The organism is Rhizorhabdus dicambivorans, from assembly GCF_002355275.1.
Lineage (GTDB): Bacteria > Pseudomonadota > Alphaproteobacteria > Sphingomonadales > Sphingomonadaceae > Rhizorhabdus > Rhizorhabdus dicambivorans.
The window spans coordinates 4,621,481-4,640,098 of record NZ_CP023449.1 but is presented as its reverse complement, the minus strand read 5'-3'; the positions used below and the strand labels follow the sequence as shown (position 1 = coordinate 4,640,098).

Here is an 18,618-nt window from a genome sequence, read left to right as displayed (position 1 = left end):
CTCCGCAGGGAGGGTGCCTATTTTTTCAGGACGTCCAGAGCGGCGGTGGTCATCGCCTCGACCGCTGTGGAAATGACGGCCTCCGCATCGGGCGCCCAGAACGGGCTGTGGATCGAAGGCAAACGCGTGATGTCGCCCTTGGCTTCTGCCCACTTGTCCTTGTGGACCCCACCCACCCAGAAGAGCATCGACTGGATCGAGGTGTCGGCCAGGTAGAATTCGCTGAAATCCTCGCCGCCCATCTGCGAGCGGACGGGCACCACCCGGTCCTTGTCGAAGCGCTCGGCGAAGATGCCGGTCAGCCGGCTGGTCAGGTCGTGCGTGTTGAAGGTGGCGGGGGTGCGCTGGTCCTGGAAGTCGACCACCGGAAGCCTGTCGTCGGGCATGCCCGCCGCAATCGCCTCGCCCTTCGCGATCCTGGCGATGCCGTCGAGCAGATGCTGGCGCACCTCGGGCTTGTAGGAGCGGACGGTGATCTGCAGTTTCGCCTCGGGCGGGATGATGTTGTGTTTGGTGCCGGCCTGGAAGCTGCCGACCGTCACCACCCCCGATTCCAGTGGATCGACTTCGCGCGAGACCAGGGTCTGGAGCGTGGTGACGATCCGCGAGGCCAGCACGATCGGATCCTTGGCGAGGTGCGGATAGGCGCCGTGCCCGCCCTCGCCCCTCACCAATATGTCGACCGAATCGACATTGGCCATCACAAAGCCGTCCACCACCCCGATCGTGCCGGCGGGCAGCTGTGCCGAATCGTGGAAGGCTATCACGACGCTCGGTTTGGGAAAGCGGCTGTAGAGCCCGTCCTTCAGCATCGCCCGCGCGCCCGAGCCGATTTCCTCGGCGGGCTGGCCGATCATCACCAGCGTTCCGGACCAGCTCGATTTCATCGCCGCCATGCGGCGTGCAATGCCGATCCAGCTGGTCATATGGGTGTCATGCCCGCAGGCGTGCATCACGCCCGGTATCTGGCTGGCATAGGGCAGGCCGGTCTGCTCGGTGACGGGCAGCCCATCCATGTCGGCGCGCAGCATCAGCACCGGCCCGGGTCCATTCTTCATCACCGCGACGACTCCGGTGCCGCCCACCCCGCTCGTCACCTCGAAGCCCGCCTTTTTCGCTTCGGCGGCCATGATGCCGGCGCTGCGGCCTTCCTTGAAGCTCAGTTCGGGATGGCTGTGGAGATCGCGGTAGATGGCGGTCAGGCTGGGCATGTCGGCCTTCACCGCCTGTTCGAGCGGATCGGCGCGCAGCGGCGTGGCGGACAGCGCGGCGATCAGGCCAAGCAGCGGCAGGACAGGCTTCATGTTCATCCTTTCGGCACCAGTTCGAATATGTCGATCGTCGATTCCCAGCGCGGATAGGGGAAGGCGATCCGCCAGCGGCGTGGGGATACCCGCTCGACGATGCCTGCCATGTCGCGCTCGGCATCGCGGCCATAGGGAAGCGGGCGGGTTTCGTCGCCCAGCATCATCGTGCCGAGGAAGATCATTCGCCGCCCCTCGTCAGGGAAGATGTCTCCCACCGGCCGCTGCGATCCGTCGAGCTTGACGAGCCGCAGCCGCCCGTCCTGCGCGGTCACCCGGCAGGAGAAGAAGGGATAGGCGATATAATCCATCTGCCCCTTCGCCTGGGCACCCATCTTTATCACCCGGCAGCCATAGTCGCCGGGCGGCAGCAGAGGATCGTCGAGCGCGAAATCAGGCTTGAGCAGCGCGCCCTGCGCCGCGATCTGGGGGCCATTACCGGCGGCGGTCGCCTTGTCGAGCCCGCCGAGCCATGCCGCGCGCCAGCGGGCGATCCGATCGCGGTCGGCGGTGGTGATGATCTGACGCCAGTCATTGGGGCGAGGCTTGGGCGGCTTGGGCTCGATCTGATTGGAGCCACAGGCCGCCAGCAGCAGCAGCGCCGCTCCCGCAAGGCTCCATCGGACAAGCTGCAAAGCGATCGTCTCCTCCCGCCCCCTCGCCATGCAGCGTGCCCCGCCGACCAGGGCTTGGCAAGCTCCCCCTTCAGGCGGCTATTGCGCCGTCCAGCCACCATCGATCGACATGTTCGCGCCGGTGATGCCGGCGGCCTCATCGCGGCACAGGTAGAGCGCCATCGCCGCCACCTGCTCGACCGTGACGAACTGCTTGGTCGGCTGGCCGGCGAGCAGCACGTCGTTCATCACCTGCTCACGGGTCATGTTGCGCGCCTTCATCGTGTCCGGAATCTGGTTCTCGACCAGCGGCGTCCACACATAGCCGGGGCTGATGCAATTGGCTGTGATGCCGAAGGTCGCGACTTCGAGGGCCACCGTCTTGGTGAGCCCGGCCAGGCCGTGCTTGGCGGTGACATAGGCCGATTTGAACGGCGATGCGGTCAGCGAATGGGCCGACGCGGTCTGGATGATCCGGCCCCATCGGCGCGACTTCATATAGGGAACGGCGAGCCGGGTGGTGTGGAAGGCGCTGTTGAGGTTCAGCGCGATGATCAGGTCCCATTTGGCGACCGGGAAATCCTCGATCGGCGAGACGAACTGCATCCCCGCATTGTTGATCAATATGTCGACCCCGCCGAATGCCCTCGCCGCCTCGGCCATCATCGCCTCGATCTGCTCGACCCTGGTCAGGTCGTGCGGCGCATAGATCGCCTTCGCGCCGCTGAGCGCCTCGAGCGCCGTCCGCTCGGTCTCGATCGCGGCGGCATCGCCGAAGCCGTTGATGACGATATTGGCGCCTTCGCTGGCCAGCGCCTTGGCATAGGCAAGGCCGATGCCCGAGGTGGAGCCGGTAATGAGGGCGGTCTTGCCTTTCAGGAACATGGACATGGTCTCCGCTGGCCGCAAATCCGATCGTGCGGCTATGGGGCATCATGCTGCACCGCATCAAGGGTCCATGAAAAAGGGCCGGCGCCAAGGCCGGCCCTTCCTCGATCGACGGAGGGCGATCAATAGGTGCCGGAGAAGGCCCGGTTGAGATAGTGCGGGCCTTCGCCGCGCTCCTCGTCCTTCCACGCCGCCTGCGCCTGCGCGGCGGTACGGTTGATCCGAACCTTGTCGCTTACCTCTACGATCCACGAGCAGGGGATCGAATGGTGACGGCCGTCGGCATCCTTGTCGTTCCTGGCGAGCAGGATGCGATCGCCGCGGACATGATCGACCTTGCCGACATGGGCGCCGTCGGAGCCGATCACCTCCTGATGCTCCTGCACCTGGTCCAGCGCCTGGCGCTGGGTCTGACGGTTGTTGCGCCAGCTGCCGAAGTCATTGTGGAAGCGCTCCTCATTCTCGCGGCGATAATCGTGATAATCGCGGTCGAGTTCGGCGAGCTGGCGGCGGCGCCAGGCGCGATAATTCGGATCGAGACCCCAGCCGTCATGATCGCGCGCCGCGCCGAGGCCATAGTTCATCGTCGCACCCGCGCCGCGGCCCGCGCCATGGTCGGGGCCGTAGGAACCATAGCCCGAGCCCAGATCGCCTGCGCGCGCGCCGGTATAGCGCTCTGCGCCTTCATAGCGGCGGCCCTCATAGTCGCGGTAGCGGCGATCCTCGTCGCGTTCGCGCAGGCGCTCGTCCCAGCGGCGACGGCGTTCGGCCTCCTCGTCGCCGAACCAGGAACGTACTTCGTCTCCGGCCCGCTCGAAAAAGCCGCGATCCTCATCATAGTCGCGATAGTCGCGCGGGTGACCATAATCTCTCTCGCGGGCCCGATAGTCCCGGTCACGACCATAAGCGTCCCGGTCGCGCCAGCCTCGATCGGCCTCGTCGCGATAATAGCGGCCGGTGCTGCGTTCATATCCCATGGCATCCTCCTGATACTGGACTGGACAGGCCGGGTCGTTCCGCTGGGAGCGGTGCCGGCTCAGGACCAGGAAAACCCCTGGGGAAATGCACCGTTCCGCCTGGATGAGCCCAGCGGGGACGGGGCGGCGGCGAACGGTTGGACGCCGCCGAAACGGCTCGGCGACGGGGCGCTGGCTGGCCTGCCAACCCGGCGCGCAGCCACGGAAGGAGGGCGTCGGAAATTTTGCGATTCTGCGCTGTTGCATCGCGCCCGCGCTACGGTTAGAGGGAGCGCCCGGCGTGCGGGGCTGTAGCTCAGATGGGAGAGCGCTGCAATCGCACTGCAGAGGTCAGGGGTTCGATTCCCCTCAGCTCCACCACCCACGCCGTCGCTCCTCGGTCGCAGGAGCGCAACCTCAGCCCTCCAGAAACCGCTTGAACAGCGCCCGGCAATAGTCTGATCGGGCGAGGTCGGCGAACACGTCCGCCTCGGCCGCGATCTGGCGGGCGACCTGATCGGCGGTGGCGCCGCGCAGCAGCCGCTTGGTCTCGATTGTCGCTTGCGGGGATCGAGAGGCGATCTGCCGGGCCGCTTCCGTTGCCCGGGGCAGCGGATCGCCTTCGACGAGATGGCTGATCAGGCCGATCTCCAGGGCTTCCGCCGCGCCCAGAACCTCCCCTAGCAGGAACAGGCGATTGGCGGATTTCTGTCCGATCTGCCGGGGGGCGAGATAGGTCGAAGCAGCCTCGGGCACCAGGCCCAGGCTGATGAAGGGTGCCGAGAAGCTGGCATTGGCCGAGGCCACCGCGAAATCGCAATGGAACAGCAGGGTGACGCCGATGCCGACCGCCACCCCTTCGATCGCGGCGCCGAGCGGCTTGGGGAAGGTGCTGATCGCGTCGAGGAAGGCCATGGCCCCGCCACCATCGGCCGCCGGCGGTGCCTGAAGGAAGTCGAGCAGGTCGTTGCCGCCTGTGAAGGCGCCGCCGCTGCCGCTGATCAGCACGCAGCCGATCATGCCGTCCGTCTCCGCCTGGCGCAGCAGCGCGGTGATCGCCTCATACATCGCGATGGTGATCGCGTTGCGCTTGGCGGGGCGATTCAGGACGATGTGCAGCACGCCCGCTTCCTGCCGGCTCACGATTAGGTCCACGCTTCGTCTCCCTTTCGCTGTCGGGCCCTCATGACCCGCGAGCTGTCCGGCATCAAGATCATGCCATCTCGTCAACTGGAGCAAAGGCGGGGGCGAAGAGGCGCCGCCCTCACTTTCGCGAATTATGATTCACGTTTATGCGGCGGTTAAGATCATTCGGTCGAGGAGGATGAGGGTGCAGTTCGCGGGACAGACAGCGTTGGTGACCGGCGCGGGCCAGGGGTTGGGACGGGCGATAGCCGATGAATTGCTCAAGCGTGGAGCGTCGGTCTTCTATACCGACGTTCGCCCTGAAGCGCTGGAGGACGTCGACGTCAGTTCGGGCCGGGCCACTCCTCTCGTCCTCGACGTCCGTTCCGAGCGGGATTGGGAGGCCGCGGCTGCCGCCCTGCGGGCCGGCGGCGGGATCGACATCCTCGTCAACAATGCCGGGGCCGACATGATGTGCGCGTTCGAGACGATCGCGCTGCAGGATTGGCAGCGGCTGATGGCGGTCAATGTCGATGGCGTGTTCCTGGGCATCCGGGCGATGATCCCACTGCTCGCCGACGCTGCGGGGCGGCGGCCCGGCGGTGCGAGCATCGTCAACATCTCCTCCATCCTCGGCCAGAAGGGCATGGCCGAAGTCACAGCCTATTCGGCAAGCAAGGGCGCGGTGACGATATTGACAAAGAGCCTGGCGCTGGAACTCGCGCCACGCGGCATCCGCGTCAATTCGATCCACCCGGGCTTCATCGACGGGCCGATGCTGCGCCATGGCAGCCAGCGCGCCGTCGCCGCCGGAAAATATGCGAGCGAGGCCGATTTCATTGCCCATCTCGTCAAGATGGCGCCGCTCGGCCGCCCCGGCACTGCGGCCGAGGTCGCCGCCGCCGTGGCTTTCCTCGCTTCCAGCGACGCGAGCTACGTCACCGGGGCCGAGCTTAATGTCGATGGCGGCTACAACGCGAGCTGAGCCCTGACCGCCGGCGGTTCAGGGCTTTGCGATCAGGTCGAGCCGCTCGGCAATTTCTTCGACCGGCGTTCCGGGGGGTGACGAGCAGCCACGCATCGGGCGCCGACGCGTCGACCACCACCACCCGCCCCTTGGGGCACAACTTCAGGCAGCGCGTCTCGATCACCCCGAAATCGGCCTTGCGCCCCTTTCGGCCGTTGCCGAGGGCGCGCAGCTCGCGCGCCAGCGGCCTGCGGCCATGCTTGCCGAAGCCGCCTTTCGCGCGCTTGGTGCATTTGGCGCAGACCAGCACCGCCTTGCGCCATTCCGATCGGACCCGATCACGCATCGCACTTCCCGGAAAAAAGAAGGGGCGGCATCGCTGCCGCCCCCCCCAATTCGATCGATGGCGGGCGGCGCATGGCGCCACCCGGCCGGATCAGCCGTTCAGCGCATCCTTGAGCGCCTTGGCGGCGGTGAAGGAAACCTTCTTCGACGCAGCGATCGTCAGGGTTGCGCCGGTGGCGGGGTTGCGGCCCTCGCGCGCCGGACGATCGGCGACCTTGAACTTGCCGAAACCCGGCAGCGAAACTTCCTCGCCCTTCTTGGCGGCGTCGGTGATCGCCTTGAGGGCGGAATCGATGACGCGCTTGGCGGCTGCCTTGTCGATACCCTGTTCGGCGGCGACGATGCCCGCGATGTCGGCAGTGTTCATGATCACTCCTGGTCTGCTTGTTAGAAAACTTCTTTGCACCGCGGCTGCGGCGCAAGGCGCCCCTTGTGCGCGGGCTTTTTTTCAGGAGCAATTGGAAAGTCGCCTGAAAGCGGGAAAAATTGGGCTCGTGATCATTTTCGGGCGATTTTTTTCGACGAGGCGCCCCATCCGTGCGCCACGACGTGGAACGGAAAGCCCTAATCCTCGCCGTTTACGGTGCTCACGAGCAGCTTGTCGATGCGCCGTCCGTCCATGTCGACGACCTCAAATCGCAATCCCTTGTGTACGAACGACTCGCCAGTCTGGGGCAGGTGCTTCAGTCGCCACAGCGCGAAACCGGCGGCTGTGGCGAAGTCGCGGTCCTCGGGCAGGTCGATGCCCAGCCGGTCGGCCATGGTATCGGCGGCGAAGGCGCCCGATATCAGCCAGCTGCCGTCCTCCCGTTCGACGATCGGCGGATCGGTGTCCTCGTCCTGGTCGGACGCGAACTCGCCCGCGATGGCGGCGAGGAGGTTGGCCGGCGCCACCAGTCCTTCGAAATGCCCATATTCGTCATGGACGAAGGCCATCGGCACCTCGGCCTCGCGCAGCGCCTTCAGCGCGTCCATCGCGTCGACATGGTCGGGCAGGACGATCGCCTTGCGGAGCATCGCCCGCAGGTCGATCGGCTCGCCGCGCAGCAGCCTGCCGACCAGGTCCCGCGCGTGGATCACGCCCAGCATCTGGTCTACCGAACCGTCCGCCACCGGCATGCGGGTATGCGGTATCTGGGCCAGCTGGCCGCGGATATCGTCCGGGCCAGCGTTGATGTCGATCCATTCGACCTCGGTGCGCGGGGTCATGACCTCGCGCACCGGCCGGTCGGCGAGGCGGACAACGCCCGAGATGATCGCCCGCTCGCTCTCCTCGATGACTCCCGCGGACGACGCCTCGGCGACGATCAGGTGCAGTTCCTCGGCAGTGACATGGTTTTCCGATTCGCGGGTGAGCCCCAGCAATCGGAAGATCAGGGCGCTGGTCCGGTCGAGCAGCCACACGAACGGAGCGGTCGCCCGCGACAGCCACAGCATGGGGACCGCCATCACCGCAGCGATCGGCTCCGGGGCCCTCAGCGCGAACTGCTTGGGCACCAGTTCTCCGATGATCAGCGACAGGAAGGTCGTGACGACGATGACCAGGCCGAAGCCGATTTCTTCCGCGCTTTCCGCAGGAACGCCGAGCAGGGCCAGCCGTTCGCCGACCGGCCCGCCCAGGCTCGCGCCCGAATAGGCACCGGCAAGGATGCCGATCAGGGTGATGCCGATCTGCACGGTCGAGAGGAACTTGCTCGGATCGGCGGCCAGGTCGATTGCGGTGCGCGCGCCACGACGGCCGGCGCGGGCCATCGCCTCCATCCGCGCCTTGCGCGCCGATACGATCGCCAGTTCGGACATAGCGAACAGGCCGTTGAGCGCGACCAGGGCCAGGATGATGACCAGATCGAACCACGGAAAGGGGGCCAGGGGGACGGGATGCGGCATGGCGCTTACCCGTTCATGCCGCGAATCGAACGATTTGCCAACAGGGGGCTACCTCAACGCCGTTCACGGAAGAAGGCGCGGAGCTGCGCCGCCGCCTCGACCTCGCCGATTCCGCCATAGACGTCGGGCCGGTGATGACAGGTGGGCTGGGCGAAGAGGCGCGGTCCGTTCGCCACCGCGCCGCCCTTGGGATCGTCCGCGCCATAATAAAGCCGGCGCAGCCGGGCATGCGAAATCGCCCCGGCGCACATCGCGCACGGCTCCAGCGTGACATAGAGATCGCAATCATCGAGGCGCTGGGCGCCCAGCCGCGCACTGGCCGCGCGGATCGCCTCCATCTCGGCATGGGCCGTTGGGTCGGTGCCTCCGGCCATCGCATTGGCCGCCACGGCGATCACCTCGTCCCCTCGCATGATCACCGCGCCGACCGGCACTTCGCCATCGGCGGCGGCCTCGGCGGCAAGGTCGAGCGCCATTCGCATAGGATAAGGCAAGGGAAAGTTCATCGCCCCCGCTCTAGGGGGCGTGGGGCTTCCTGGCTAGCGTAGCGGAATCCGCTCGGGCGCCAGCAGCAGGGCCAGCGCGAACACCGCACCCGGAAGCCAGCCGATCAAGGTCAGCACCACGGTCAGCCAGAAGGCGGGCGTCAGCCCGCGCTGCATGAAAACGCCGAGCGGCGGCAGCAGGATCGCCGCGACGATCGCCCAGGGCGACGAAGCTTCGGAAACCTGCTGCCGCACGAACTCAGTTGGCCTTCTGAACGTCGACCGTCGGAACCTTGATCTGTTCCTTGGTCGTGCCGACGTCGACCTTGGGTACGGTCACGTCGGTATTCTTGGTGCCGACGTCGACCTTCGCGGTATCGACATCGAAGGCCGGCGCCTGGCCGCCCGAAACCTGGACGTCGGGGGCTTTCATCTCCTTGGTCTGGTTGATGTCGATCAGCCCGAAGGCGAAAGCGGCGATGATCGCGAGAATCGCGACGACCGCGACGATGATGCCCACGCGCGCGCCGTTGGAGCGGGCGGGATATTCGCGATAATGGTCTTGCGTCGTATTCACCTCAAGGCACTCCTGCGCTACTCGATGGAGCCGGAACAACGATCGTTTCTCACAACGGTTGCATCCGGGGCTCGCGCTAGCTTGACGAATCCGGGGAAGCCCGTTATCCGGCGCCACTTTCCGGGCAACCCGAACATCAGGACGAAGTACAATGTCGCGCATCTGCGAGCTGACCGGCAAGGGCCGCCAAGTGGGCCACAACGTGTCCCACGCCAACAACAAGACCAAGCGGACCTTTCTGCCGAACCTGCAGAACGTCACGCTGATCTCCGATTCGCTCGGCAAGGGCGTCAAGCTGCGCGTCTCGACCCACGGCCTGCGTTCGGTCGAGCATGTCGGTGGTCTGGACAACTGGCTGCTCAAGTCGAAGGACGAGAGCCTCTCGCTGCGCGCCCGTCGCCTGAAGCGCGAAGTCGCCAAGAAGCAGGCCGCCGTCGCCGCCTGATTCGCTTTCCGCTCCGGCGGGATGCAGAACGAGGAGCCGGATCGCATCGCGGTCCGGTTTTTTCGTGTCCATTTTTGTTGAGCATCAGGTGTCCGGCACCTGAGGGCGCAAACAGAAACAGCTATTGCTGAAGCTCGAACTTCAGCAACAGCGTCCGCTCGATCGGCACCTGATTGTCGTCAGAGATCAGCCATAGGATGGTTTTCTCTCCTTCCCGGGTGACGCTGATCCCCTCCATATTGTCGATGTTCAGTGGCGGTTTCAGCTCGGCGATCTGCTCGCCCGTCACCGTCGCGCCGGGCTTCATGTCGGCGGGCTCCACGATCGAAAGCGCCGCCGAGAAGCCATCCCACACCCCGAAGCGGCGGTGGAGGACGATGAGTCGCCCGTCGGGCAGCTGCGCCGCATCGGTCGGCGCATAGCCCCTGGGGGGGCGATAGCCGAAATGGAAGGGCGGGTTCCTCGCACTGGTCGGATCGCCCGGGAACATCAGCGCGTCATGGACGTGCGGCGCGACGGCATTGCCTTCCGACAGGACCACGAACCGCCCGCCCTCCAGCCGCACCATCGCCTCGGGCCCCGAGTTCTGGGACCATTTGCGCATGGCCGGCGGCCAGCCGATCGAATGGAGCATGGCGAAGCCGGGCGCGTAGCGCAGGATCGTGTTGCGGAATTCGAAACCCACCCAGATGTCTCCGTTCGGCCCAACCGTCATCGATTCCGAATCGCGGTCCCCCTTGCGGTTGTCATAGGCCGGGAAGGCGGGCAGCTCCGCGAAGCGGGCCTGATCTATGACGCCCGGGCTCGCCATGCGGAAACGGAGATAATGGCCATTGTCCGCCAGTGCCAGGAACTGGTCGCCCTGCACCCACAACGCCGAATAGCCGCCAAAATCGCGCTGGCGGCTGTCGAGCTGCCACCCTGCCAGATACCGTAGCCGGCCGAACTGCCGATGCGCAGGATCGGCTGGGTCGATCGGGATCGGCGTCGCCATGACCCGGACATCGCCCTGGGGGAAGCCGGCGGAGCTCGGCACCAGGCAGAACAGCAATGCGGCCAGAGCCTTCTTCATGGCGCGCCGATAGAGCGTCGGGCTCCGATTCCCAAGAGCTTTGCGATGATCCGGCACCTGATGGCGGGCCCTTCAAACATGAACGAGCGCCAACAGCCATGTTCAGCATCGGCTCACGCGAATCGCGGCATAAGCGTCTCATCGATCGGGCCCCTGACGGTCCCTTGAGGAGTTCCGCCCTGCGCGACGCGCGGTTGAGACAGGAGGTTTTTATGTTGCGTAAGGTTCTCGCTGCCGCAGCGGCTTCAGCGGCGCTCTTCTCGGCGGTGGCCCCGGCGGCGGCCGAGGCCCAATATTATGGCGGTGCCCGTTTCGAACAGGTTCGCGATTGGGATGGCCGCGGCTATCGCGGCGACCGCGGATATTCGCGGGGCGAGCGTGGCTACTATCGTGATCGCGGCTATTATCGCGACCGGCGCCATTATGGCCGCGGCTATGGCCGCTGCCGTGACAAGGGCACCGGCGGCACGATCCTCGGCGCCATCGCCGGCGGCCTGCTCGGCAACGAGATCGGCAATGGCCGCTACGATCGCGGCGACGGCACCACTGGTGCGATCGTCGGCGCGGGTATCGGCGCCCTGGCGGGCCGCGCGATCGACCGCGACTGCTGATCGCCCAACCACATCCATAGCTTAACCAGATCCCCGCGTGGCGTTGTGGGGAGGAGGGTCGCCGGTTCGCTGGAGGAGTCGGCGGCCCTCCACTTTTGCGCCAACCTATCCCGCCTTGCGCGCGGCCTTCGGATCGGCATCGGCGCGCTTTACCGTCGATGCTCCACCGCCATTGCTCACCCGCACCGACAGCAAATTGTTGAGCTTCGCCTTGAAATTGGCGAGGTCACGGCCGGCAAGCTGCTGGACGGTGGTGAACTTCATCGAGGTCGGGTTGATCGCCTTGCCGTTGCGGTACATCTCATAATGGAGATGCGGGCCGGTCGAGAGGCCGGTCGATCCGACATAGCCGATCAGTTCGCCCTGGCGGACGCGCTGGCCGGGCCGCGCGATGATGCGACTCATATGGGCATAGCCCGTCGAGATGCCGCCGCTGTGGTTCAGCCGCACATAATTGCCATGGCCGCCATGCCGGCCGGCGAAACCCACCACGCCATCGCTCGCGGCAACGATCGGGGCGCCCATCGGCGCACCGAAATCGACGCCTTGGTGCATGCGCGAGAAGCCGAGGATCGGGTGGAAGCGCATGCCGAAACTCGACGTGAGATGGCCCAGCACGGGCTGGCGCATCACGCCCTTGGTTTCGCCGACGCCATTGGCCTCATACCATTGGCTGCGGCTGCCATTGGTCCATTTGAGCATCTGGACCTTCTTCTTGCCCTCGGTCACGCCGGCGAAGAGCAGGCTGCCGATCTTCACCTCGCCGGTTTCGGCGCGGGCATGTTCGATGATCGCGTCGAAACGCGCGTCGGAGCCGATGCCGCGCATCGACAGCTTCTGTGAGATCGCCTTGATGAAGGCCTCGATCGCGTCGCCGGGCAGGCCGGCGGCGCGGGCCGAACGGTAGAGACTGGAGCCGACCCGGCCCTGGACGCGCAGCGGGGTATGATCGACCGCGATCGGAATGCGCTTCAGCAGCAATTGCCCGTCAACCCGCGACACCGCGAGCTTGAGATCGAAACGGGCGCGGAAGTCGAGGCTCTCGAGCGGGCGAGGGTCGCTCTTCACCGCACGGCGGCCCAGGACGAGATCCATGCGCGTGCCCGCGTTGAGATCGCCCAGCGGCACCGCGCCATCGACCATCGAGGCGATCTTGCCGGCCTCATCGCGCGAAACGCCGGCGCGTTCGAGCACCCGGGCGAAGCCGTCGCCCTGGCCCAGTGTGGCGCTCAGTTCGATGCGGGGGCGTTCGGGGGTGTCGGTCAGCGGCTCGGCGTAGCTGGTCGGCGCCATCCGGTGGCCGGTGTCGCCGCCCAGGCTGAGCGGAGCGATCGCCAGCGCGCGGACCTGTTCGGCCTGTGCGCGGTTCAATGGCGGTTCGGCGCTGAAGCTGACCGGCTTGAGATCGGGTGCCAGCATGCCGGCGGCGGTGCATAGCGAGAGGCAGGTGAAAAGACCGCGGAACCATTCGCGCGATCCGATCCGCGCGCCGAGGTCGACGACCAGGTCGGCCCCCGCCAGCCGGTCGACGGCGTCGGCGATCGGTGCGCCGATCTGCTGGAAGCGGTTCGCCCGGACGAGGACGAGCGCGCCCCTGCCGGCGCCCGCTGCGTAGCTCTCTGTCGCGAATCCGTGGCCGTCGTTGCGGTACAAAGCCCCCCGCCCCTTTTTACAAAATGCCTAACTATCTGCCCTGACGAGACATTTTCGGTCCAGGCAGGATCAGTCTGCCTGAGCATGGTTAAAGTCAAACTAATCCGGCCGTTTATATTCGCCCAATGCGACGAGCCGAGTCATTTCGTCCGTGAGTCGAGTCGCGGCCCTGCATCGAGCCTTCGCCCGGGGCGGCGAACATGTTTGACCGCCCCTCGATCGCTTGGCGCTTGCGTTCGTCACCGGCCATGCCAATCTTGCGTCCATGGCCAGCTATAGCGCCCAGCCGGTCGTCGCCGTGCTGGGCCCGACCAACACGGGCAAGACGCATCTCGCGATCGAGCGGATGTGCGGCCATTCCAGCGGGATGATCGGCTTCCCTCTGCGGTTGCTCGCCCGCGAGGTCTATGATCGTGTGGTGGCGATCAAGGGCAAGGAGCGGGTGGCGCTGATCACCGGCGAAGAAAAGCTCCTCCCGCCCAACGCGCAATATTATCTGACCACCGCTGAATCGATGCCGCTCGATCGCGAATTCGCCTTCGTCGCGCTGGATGAGGCGCAGCTGGGCACCGATCCCGAGCGCGGCCACGTCTTCACCGACCGGCTGCTGCGCGCGCGGGGACGGGAAGAGACGATGATCCTGGGGTCGGAAGCGCTGCGCCCGATGATCCGCGCGGTGATCCGCGATGCCGAGATCATCGGGCGGCCGCGCTTCTCGACGCTGACCTATGCGGGGGCCACCAAGCTGTCTCGGCTGCCGCCGCGCTCCGCGATCGTCGCCTTCTCGGCCGAGGAGGTTTATGCGGTGGCCGAGATGCTCAGGCGCCTGCGCGGCGGCGCGGCGGTGGTTATGGGCGCGCTCAGCCCCCGCACCCGCAACGCCCAGGTGGCGATGTTCCAGGCCGGCGAGGTCGACTATCTGGTTGCCACCGATGCGATCGGCATGGGCCTGAACATGGATGTCGCCCATGTCGCCTTCGCGTCGCTGCGCAAGTTCGATGGCCGCCGCGCGCGCCGCCTGACCATTTCGGAAATGGCGCAGATCGCCGGCCGCGCCGGTCGCCACCAGCGCGACGGGACCTTCGGCACGCTCGCGCTCGAAGGCAGCAGCGGCGCGCGGTTCGAGGATGAGGAGGTCGATGCGATCGAGGGACATGTCTTCCCGCCGATCGATCATCTCTACTGGCGCGAGGGCCAGCCGTCGCTCGCCTCACTGGATGCGCTGATTGGCGATCTCGAACGGCGTCCGGACCGGCCGGTGCTGCGCGCAGCGCCCCAGGCGGTCGATCTCGCCGTGCTCAAGCGGCTTGCCGACGAGGACTGGGTGCGCGAGCGGGCCCGCGGCCCCCGGATGATCGGCCGGCTCTGGGCGGCGTGCGGCCTGCCCGATTTCCGCAAGACCGGCCCCGAACCGCACAGCCGCCTCGTCTCGCGCATCTTCCGTCATCTCAGCGAGGGCGACGGCTATCTGCCGAGGAGCTGGTTCGCCGAGGAACTGGCCCGGCTCGACAGCGTCCAGGGCGATGTCGAGACCCTGGCCGACCGGATCGCGGGGGTGCGCACCTGGGCCTATATCGCGCACCGCGCCGACTGGCTGGCCGATGCCGATCATTGGGCCAATCGCACCCGCACGCTGGAGGAGAAGCTGTCCGACGCGCTCCACCAGCGGCTCACCCAGCGCTTCGTCGACCGTCGCACCTCGGTGCTGATGCGCGACCTGGGCGCGAAGGGCGGCGATCTGCTGCTCCCGGTCAAGGTCGACGATGACGGGATCGTCACCGTCGATGGCGAGGCGATCGGCCGGCTGATCGGTTTCCGGTTCAAGCCCGATCATCTCGCCCGCCACACTGACATGAAGCGGCTGATGGCCGCGGCCGAGCGCCGGCTGGGTGCGGAACTGGCCAGCCGCGCGCGCCAGCTCGCGGCCGACGAGGACGGCCAGTTCAGCCTGGCCACCGATGTCGGTCGCCCGGTCGCGATCTTCTGGCGCGGCGACGTCGTCGCGCGGCTGGAGAAGGGGCGGACCCTGCTCACCCCACGCATCCGCCTCCACCGCGCGCTCGATACGCTGGGGGCAGCGGACCGTGCCGGCGTCGAGCAACGGCTGGCGACCTGGCTGGAGGGACGCATCCAGCGCGAGCTGAAGCCGCTCGCCCGCTATCTCGAGGCCGCGCGCGATCCCGCCTGTCCGTCCTCGCTGCGTGCGCTGCTGTCGCCGCTCGCCGAGGCGGGCGGGATCATCGCGCGTCCCGAGATCGCGTCGGCGATCGACCATCTCGACCGCGAAGGCCGTTCGCGCGCGGAACGGCTCGACGTGAAGATCGGCACCATCGACGTCTATTCCCCGACCCTGCTGAAGCCGGAGCCGACCCGCTGGCGGATCGCGCTGTTCGCGGCGGCAGAGGATCAGCTGATGCCCGAACTGCCGGTGCCAGGCGCGGTGTCGATGGCCACGCCGCCCGATCGCGACGCCTGTGAGGCGATGGTCCGCGCCGGCTTCCGCGCGCTGGGCGCGCAGATGCTGCGGGTCGATCTGGTCGAGCGGCTGGCGCGGCTCGCGCATGATGCCCGGGCCGGGCGTGCGCCCTTCACCCCTGATCCGGGGCTGGCCACGTCGCTGGGCCTGCGGCATGCCAGCTTCGCCCAGCTGATGTTGGCGCTCGGCTTCCGCGCCGCGCCCCCGGCCAGGGGGGATGGCGAGCCCGAAGCCTGGGTGTGGAAGGGCAAGCGCGAGCAGCGCAAGGAGCGGATCCACCGGCCCGGCAACGCCTTCGGGGCGCTTGCCGATCTCTATCCGACCGGCAATGCGGCTCGATAAATATCTCTGGTTCACCCGGCTGACCAGGACCCGTGGCCTCGCGCAGGAGGTGGCCGAAGCCGGGCATATGCGGATCGACGGGCGGGTGGTCGATCAGGCCCACGCCGCTGTCCATGTCGGTAATGTGCTGAGCTTCCCCCTGCACGGCCGGGTGCGGGTTATCCGGATCGAGGCGCTGCCCGTCCGTCGCGGTCCATCGCCCGAGGCCCAGGCCTGCTATACCGACCTTTCCCCGCCCCCTGTTGACGCGGGCCGAGCCGCGACCTAACGGGGGCCGCGTTCCGCCCTTGGGGAAAGTTGAGAATGACCTACGTCGTCACCGATGCCTGCATCCGCTGCAAGTATATGGATTGTGTCGAGGTGTGCCCCGTCGATTGCTTCTACGAGGGCGACAACATGCTCGTCATCAACCCCAGCGAGTGCATCGACTGCGGCGTCTGCGAGCCCGAATGCCCGGCGGAAGCCATCCTTCCCGACACCGAGTCTGGCCTGGAGCAGTGGCTGGAGCTGAACAATACCTTCGCCGCGCAGTGGCCCAACATCACCCGCAAGCGTGAAGCCCCGGCCGACGCCGATTCGTGGAAAGGCGTCGAGGGCAAATATGACAATCATTTCTCGCCGGACCCCGGCCAGGGCGACTGAGCCGACGCCGCAGCGGCGAAATCGCTGAAAATTGGGCTCGGCCTTCGGCAAAAGGCCGGAGATGCTGGTTTTTCGCTTACACCTGTGTTACAGGGATTCGTGTCCGGGCGCATTTCAGAGCGCCTGCAACAAGGAACCTGTGACTCGCCGTATAGTATTGCCGTCGGCCGCTGGGGGGAGGGCGGATCGGACGGGGCCTGTGCGGCACCCCAAAGAAAGGTCTGCTAAATGGCTGCCAAGGCGCTGAGCTTCGTCGTCGGCGATTATGTTGTTTATCCCAAGCATGGTGTCGGCCGCGTGGTCGAACTGCAAAGCCAGGAGATCGCGGGAGCCAAACTCGAACTCTACGTCCTGCGCTTCGAAAAGGAGCGGATGACCCTTCGCGTGCCCACCAACAAGGCCGAAGCCGTTGGCATGCGCAAGCTGTCGTCGAGCGTGACGATGGGCGAAGCCCTGACCACGCTGAAGGGCAAGCCCAAGATCAAGCGCACCATGTGGTCGCGTCGCGCCCAGGAATATGAGGCGAAGATCAACTCGGGCGACCTGGTCTCGATCTCGGAAGTGGTCCGCGACCTTTTCCGCGCCGACGATCAGCCTGAGCAGAGCTATTCCGAGCGCCAGATCTTCGAAGCGGCGACCAGCCGCCTCGCCCGTGAGCTGGCGGCGATGGAAGCGGTCGATGAGCCTACCGCGCAGGAGAAGATCCTCGAGATCCTCCGCAAGGCCGCGGCGATCCACAACAAATAAGCTTCGGCTCCGGTCGAACGCGAAACAGGCGGTCCTGCGGGATCGCCTTTTTCGTTTGGGCGTTCCCCGACTCCGTATTATTGCTGTAATACAGGAGAGAAGGAGAGCCCGATGCGCCGATCGATCATCGCCCTGACGTGTCTCGCCGTCGCCGCGTCGGTGGTTCCGGCCGCCGCCGCGACGCGCGCCTTTCCGGTGCCCGGCTTTGCCAAGTTGCGGGTCGAGGGCCCCTATACGGTGCGCGTCCGCACCGGCGCCAAGACGTCGGTCAACGCCCGGGGCCCGCAGGCACGGATCGACAAGTTGGTCGTCGAGCCGCGCGGCGATACGCTGGTCGTCACCACCGAGAAGAACTGGGGCTGGAGCGGGATGAGCTGGACCGGCAACGACCGGGTCTTCGTCGATATCACCGTGCCGATGCTCAGCGCGGTGACTCTCACCGGATCGGGCGACCTCAGTGTCGACCGTATCCGCGCCACCGCCTTTTCCGCGCTGCTCACCGGGTCCGGCGATCTGTCGATCGGCCGGCTCGACAGCAGCCGGCTGACCGCCAGCGTCACCGGGTCCGGGGACCTCACTCTTGCGGGGCGCATCGGTCGCGCTGATGCGTCGGTGCGGGGATCGGGCAATCTGCGCGGGGAAGGGCTGCAGGTCGACCTGCTCACCGCATCGGTCACCGGCTCGGGCGATATCGCCATCGGGCCGACCCGCGTCGCGAAGGCCAGCGTGGTGGGCTCAGGCGATATCCATGTCGGCGGGCGGCCGAGCTGTACGAAGAGCAAGCTGGGATCGGGCGATATCTATTGCGGACATTGACGGCGGCGCCCGCTTACGCGTTGCCTTGCCTCGCCGAACCTTGTCCTGGCTCGGTTCGTCGTCACCCGAACGCAACAGCTTGAACATTGCCGGCCCGTCCGGGTTTGGCGGGGAATGTCGAACCCGCCGCTCCAACCCGTTCCCGCGCAGCTGCTGCCCCCGCGCTGGATGATCGCTCCCCATCTTTGGCCGAAGCTGGCATCGCTCGGCTCCAGCCGCCTCACCAGCCCGGAAGGTGTCCGGTCCGCTCAAAGCAGCCCCATTGCCGCCAGTTCGGCGTGCAGCGCGGCCGGTATGCCTTCGCCCGAGGCGCCATCCTGCGGCAGGTCCTTCGGTGCATCCTCGGCGCTGAGATAGCGCCAGCCCTGGTGGGCGCGGCGGGGGCGGGGCTCCACCTCGATCAGCACGGGGGCCAGGACGATGCCGATCCGGCCGCCCTCAAGCTCTGAAAAGCCGACCAGCGGCTGGCGCAGCCCGAAGCGGTGCTGCGAAATCCAGTAGAGCGACCCTCCCGTCATCTCCTCGACCCGCTTGGGCAGGTAACGGGTGGACAGGACGATGTTCTCGCCGCGCTCGATACGGGCGGCGAGGCGGGCGCGCAGCTCGTCGAAGCCGTCGCAGCCGAAAGCGATCTTGGTCATGTTGAGCGCGGTCATCGCCGTCATA

At 66.7% G+C, this 18,618-nt stretch carries 22 protein-coding genes and 1 tRNA gene; 9 read left to right on the top strand and 14 right to left on the bottom strand.

All coding sequences use genetic code 11. The features are described 5' to 3' along the window. Positions 1-17 precede the first annotated feature (17 nt). From CMV14_RS21875 to CMV14_RS21860, 4 genes are all read right to left on the bottom strand, one after another. Positions 18-1,304: an amidohydrolase gene (locus CMV14_RS21875; RefSeq protein WP_066965806.1), complete on the bottom strand. Its 1,287-nt coding sequence runs from the start codon at positions 1,302-1,304 to the stop codon at positions 18-20. A 2-nt stretch (positions 1,305-1,306) separates the two neighbouring features. After that, entirely contained in the window at positions 1,307-1,969 is a 663-nt protein-coding gene (locus CMV14_RS21870; RefSeq protein ID WP_066965730.1) for a DUF4893 domain-containing protein, read from the bottom strand. Between the two features lie 48 nt (positions 1,970-2,017). Further along, positions 2,018-2,809 carry a 3-hydroxybutyrate dehydrogenase gene (locus tag CMV14_RS21865; RefSeq protein ID WP_066965733.1) on the bottom strand — a complete coding sequence of 264 codons (792 nt, stop codon included), beginning with the start codon at positions 2,807-2,809 and terminating at the stop codon, positions 2,018-2,020. Between the two features lie 119 nt (positions 2,810-2,928). Next, positions 2,929-3,783, bottom strand: a complete 855-nt coding sequence (locus CMV14_RS21860; RefSeq protein WP_066965736.1) for a DUF2171 domain-containing protein — start codon at positions 3,781-3,783, stop codon at positions 2,929-2,931. Positions 3,784-4,067: 284 nt separating this feature from the next. Here CMV14_RS21860 and CMV14_RS21855 point away from each other — a divergent pair. Beyond that, positions 4,068-4,143: transfer RNA gene (locus tag CMV14_RS21855), tRNA-Ala, on the top strand. A gap of 36 nt (positions 4,144-4,179) precedes the next feature. Here the strand turns inward: CMV14_RS21855 and CMV14_RS21850 are convergent. Beyond that, positions 4,180-4,917, bottom strand: a complete 738-nt coding sequence (locus CMV14_RS21850) for an enoyl-CoA hydratase-related protein (RefSeq protein ID WP_066965739.1) — start codon at positions 4,915-4,917, stop codon at positions 4,180-4,182. Between the two features lie 175 nt (positions 4,918-5,092). Between CMV14_RS21850 and CMV14_RS21845 the strand changes: the two genes are divergently transcribed. Continuing rightward, entirely contained in the window at positions 5,093-5,872 is a 780-nt protein-coding gene (locus tag CMV14_RS21845; protein ID WP_176488945.1) for an SDR family NAD(P)-dependent oxidoreductase, read from the top strand. Here CMV14_RS21845 and CMV14_RS21840 read toward each other — a convergent pair. From CMV14_RS21840 to CMV14_RS21815, 6 genes are all read right to left on the bottom strand, one after another. Further along, entirely contained in the window at positions 5,841-6,200 is a 360-nt protein-coding gene (locus CMV14_RS21840) for a (2Fe-2S) ferredoxin domain-containing protein (protein ID WP_202820872.1), read from the bottom strand. The two genes, CMV14_RS21845 and CMV14_RS21840, sit on opposite strands and share 32 nt — an antisense overlap. Before the next feature lie 90 nt (positions 6,201-6,290). Further along, a complete protein-coding gene (locus CMV14_RS21835) occupies positions 6,291-6,566 on the bottom strand; it encodes an HU family DNA-binding protein (RefSeq protein ID WP_066965744.1) in 276 nt (91 codons plus the stop codon). Positions 6,567-6,763: 197 nt separating this feature from the next. Further along, complete coding sequence (locus CMV14_RS21830) at positions 6,764-8,086, bottom strand: hemolysin family protein (RefSeq protein ID WP_066965746.1); 1,323 nt, start codon at positions 8,084-8,086, stop codon at positions 6,764-6,766. Between the two features lie 53 nt (positions 8,087-8,139). Further along, on the bottom strand, positions 8,140-8,592 hold the full coding sequence (locus CMV14_RS21825) for a nucleoside deaminase (protein ID WP_066965749.1): 453 nt from the start codon (positions 8,590-8,592) through the stop codon (positions 8,140-8,142). Positions 8,593-8,625: 33 nt separating this feature from the next. Continuing rightward, a complete protein-coding gene (locus tag CMV14_RS26580; RefSeq protein WP_066965752.1) occupies positions 8,626-8,826 on the bottom strand; it encodes a YqaE/Pmp3 family membrane protein in 201 nt (66 codons plus the stop codon). 4 nt (positions 8,827-8,830) lie between these two features. Beyond that, positions 8,831-9,148 carry a hypothetical protein gene (locus CMV14_RS21815; protein ID WP_083215956.1) on the bottom strand — a complete coding sequence of 106 codons (318 nt, stop codon included), beginning with the start codon at positions 9,146-9,148 and terminating at the stop codon, positions 8,831-8,833. Between the two features lie 151 nt (positions 9,149-9,299). Here CMV14_RS21815 and rpmB point away from each other — a divergent pair, with 151 nt between their 5' ends. Next, a complete protein-coding gene (rpmB, locus tag CMV14_RS21810) occupies positions 9,300-9,593 on the top strand; it encodes a 50S ribosomal protein L28 (RefSeq protein WP_066965755.1) in 294 nt (97 codons plus the stop codon). A gap of 121 nt (positions 9,594-9,714) precedes the next feature. Here the strand turns inward: rpmB and CMV14_RS21805 are convergent, their stop codons facing one another. After that, the gene (locus CMV14_RS21805) at positions 9,715-10,665 is read right to left on the bottom strand and encodes an esterase-like activity of phytase family protein (protein ID WP_066965759.1); all 951 of its coding nucleotides are present in this window, start codon (positions 10,663-10,665) and stop codon (positions 9,715-9,717) included. A 212-nt stretch (positions 10,666-10,877) separates the two neighbouring features. Between CMV14_RS21805 and CMV14_RS21800 the strand changes: the two genes are divergently transcribed. Continuing rightward, on the top strand, positions 10,878-11,276 hold the full coding sequence (locus CMV14_RS21800; RefSeq protein WP_066965762.1) for a glycine zipper 2TM domain-containing protein: 399 nt from the start codon (positions 10,878-10,880) through the stop codon (positions 11,274-11,276). Positions 11,277-11,381: 105 nt separating this feature from the next. Here the strand turns inward: CMV14_RS21800 and CMV14_RS21795 are convergent, their stop codons facing one another. Continuing rightward, positions 11,382-12,929: a M23 family metallopeptidase gene (locus tag CMV14_RS21795; RefSeq protein ID WP_066965764.1), complete on the bottom strand. Its 1,548-nt coding sequence runs from the start codon at positions 12,927-12,929 to the stop codon at positions 11,382-11,384. A gap of 265 nt (positions 12,930-13,194) precedes the next feature. Between CMV14_RS21795 and CMV14_RS21790 the strand changes: the two genes are divergently transcribed. The 5 genes from CMV14_RS21790 to CMV14_RS21770 all read left to right on the top strand — a co-directional run bounded on the left by CMV14_RS21790 (position 13,195) and on the right by CMV14_RS21770 (position 17,952). Next, a complete protein-coding gene (locus CMV14_RS21790; RefSeq protein WP_066965813.1) occupies positions 13,195-15,747 on the top strand; it encodes a helicase-related protein in 2,553 nt (850 codons plus the stop codon). Further along, the gene (locus tag CMV14_RS21785) at positions 15,734-16,015 is read left to right on the top strand and encodes an RNA-binding S4 domain-containing protein (RefSeq protein ID WP_066965767.1); all 282 of its coding nucleotides are present in this window, start codon (positions 15,734-15,736) and stop codon (positions 16,013-16,015) included. The genes CMV14_RS21790 and CMV14_RS21785 overlap by 14 nt, the downstream gene beginning before the upstream one ends. A gap of 35 nt (positions 16,016-16,050) precedes the next feature. Beyond that, a complete protein-coding gene (fdxA, locus tag CMV14_RS21780) occupies positions 16,051-16,389 on the top strand; it encodes a ferredoxin FdxA (RefSeq protein ID WP_066965770.1) in 339 nt (112 codons plus the stop codon). A gap of 228 nt (positions 16,390-16,617) precedes the next feature. Then, the gene (locus tag CMV14_RS21775; protein ID WP_056379508.1) at positions 16,618-17,136 is read left to right on the top strand and encodes a CarD family transcriptional regulator; all 519 of its coding nucleotides are present in this window, start codon (positions 16,618-16,620) and stop codon (positions 17,134-17,136) included. Between the two features lie 111 nt (positions 17,137-17,247). Then, the gene (locus tag CMV14_RS21770; RefSeq protein WP_066965772.1) at positions 17,248-17,952 is read left to right on the top strand and encodes a head GIN domain-containing protein; all 705 of its coding nucleotides are present in this window, start codon (positions 17,248-17,250) and stop codon (positions 17,950-17,952) included. Positions 17,953-18,200: 248 nt separating this feature from the next. Here the strand turns inward: CMV14_RS21770 and CMV14_RS21765 are convergent, their stop codons facing one another. Further along, positions 18,201-18,617 (bottom strand): DUF1489 family protein, encoded by a 417-nt coding sequence (locus CMV14_RS21765; protein ID WP_096367807.1) that lies wholly within the window; start codon positions 18,615-18,617, stop codon positions 18,201-18,203. Position 18,618 lies beyond the last annotated feature (1 nt).

Excerpts from the sequence above, each read along its gene's own strand:
- CMV14_RS21830 (WP_066965746.1), bottom strand. The coding sequence starts at position 8,086 with ATGCCGCATCCCGTCCCCCTGGCCCCCTTTCCGTGGTTCGATCTGGTC.
- CMV14_RS21800 (WP_066965762.1), top strand. The coding sequence starts at position 10,878 with ATGTTGCGTAAGGTTCTCGCTGCCGCAGCGGCTTCAGCGGCGCTCTTC.
- CMV14_RS21765 (WP_096367807.1), bottom strand. The coding sequence starts at position 18,617 with ATGACGGCGATGACCGCGCTCAACATGACCAAGATCGCTTTCGGCTGC.
- CMV14_RS21790 (WP_066965813.1), top strand. The coding sequence starts at position 13,195 with ATGGCCAGCTATAGCGCCCAGCCGGTCGTCGCCGTGCTGGGCCCGACC.
- CMV14_RS21875 (WP_066965806.1), bottom strand. The coding sequence starts at position 1,304 with ATGAAGCCTGTCCTGCCGCTGCTTGGCCTGATCGCCGCGCTGTCCGCC.
- CMV14_RS21865 (WP_066965733.1), bottom strand. The coding sequence starts at position 2,809 with ATGTCCATGTTCCTGAAAGGCAAGACCGCCCTCATTACCGGCTCCACC.
- CMV14_RS21835 (WP_066965744.1), bottom strand. The coding sequence starts at position 6,566 with ATGAACACTGCCGACATCGCGGGCATCGTCGCCGCCGAACAGGGTATC.
- CMV14_RS21870 (WP_066965730.1), bottom strand. The coding sequence starts at position 1,969 with ATGGCGAGGGGGCGGGAGGAGACGATCGCTTTGCAGCTTGTCCGATGG.
- fdxA (WP_066965770.1), top strand. The coding sequence starts at position 16,051 with ATGACCTACGTCGTCACCGATGCCTGCATCCGCTGCAAGTATATGGAT.
- CMV14_RS21775 (WP_056379508.1), top strand. The coding sequence starts at position 16,618 with ATGGCTGCCAAGGCGCTGAGCTTCGTCGTCGGCGATTATGTTGTTTAT.
- CMV14_RS21840 (WP_202820872.1), bottom strand. The coding sequence starts at position 6,200 with ATGCGTGATCGGGTCCGATCGGAATGGCGCAAGGCGGTGCTGGTCTGC.
- CMV14_RS21770 (WP_066965772.1), top strand. The coding sequence starts at position 17,248 with ATGCGCCGATCGATCATCGCCCTGACGTGTCTCGCCGTCGCCGCGTCG.
- CMV14_RS21785 (WP_066965767.1), top strand. The coding sequence starts at position 15,734 with ATGCGGCTCGATAAATATCTCTGGTTCACCCGGCTGACCAGGACCCGT.
- CMV14_RS21805 (WP_066965759.1), bottom strand. The coding sequence starts at position 10,665 with ATGAAGAAGGCTCTGGCCGCATTGCTGTTCTGCCTGGTGCCGAGCTCC.
- rpmB (WP_066965755.1), top strand. The coding sequence starts at position 9,300 with ATGTCGCGCATCTGCGAGCTGACCGGCAAGGGCCGCCAAGTGGGCCAC.
- CMV14_RS21860 (WP_066965736.1), bottom strand. The coding sequence starts at position 3,783 with ATGGGATATGAACGCAGCACCGGCCGCTATTATCGCGACGAGGCCGAT.
- CMV14_RS21825 (WP_066965749.1), bottom strand. The coding sequence starts at position 8,592 with ATGAACTTTCCCTTGCCTTATCCTATGCGAATGGCGCTCGACCTTGCC.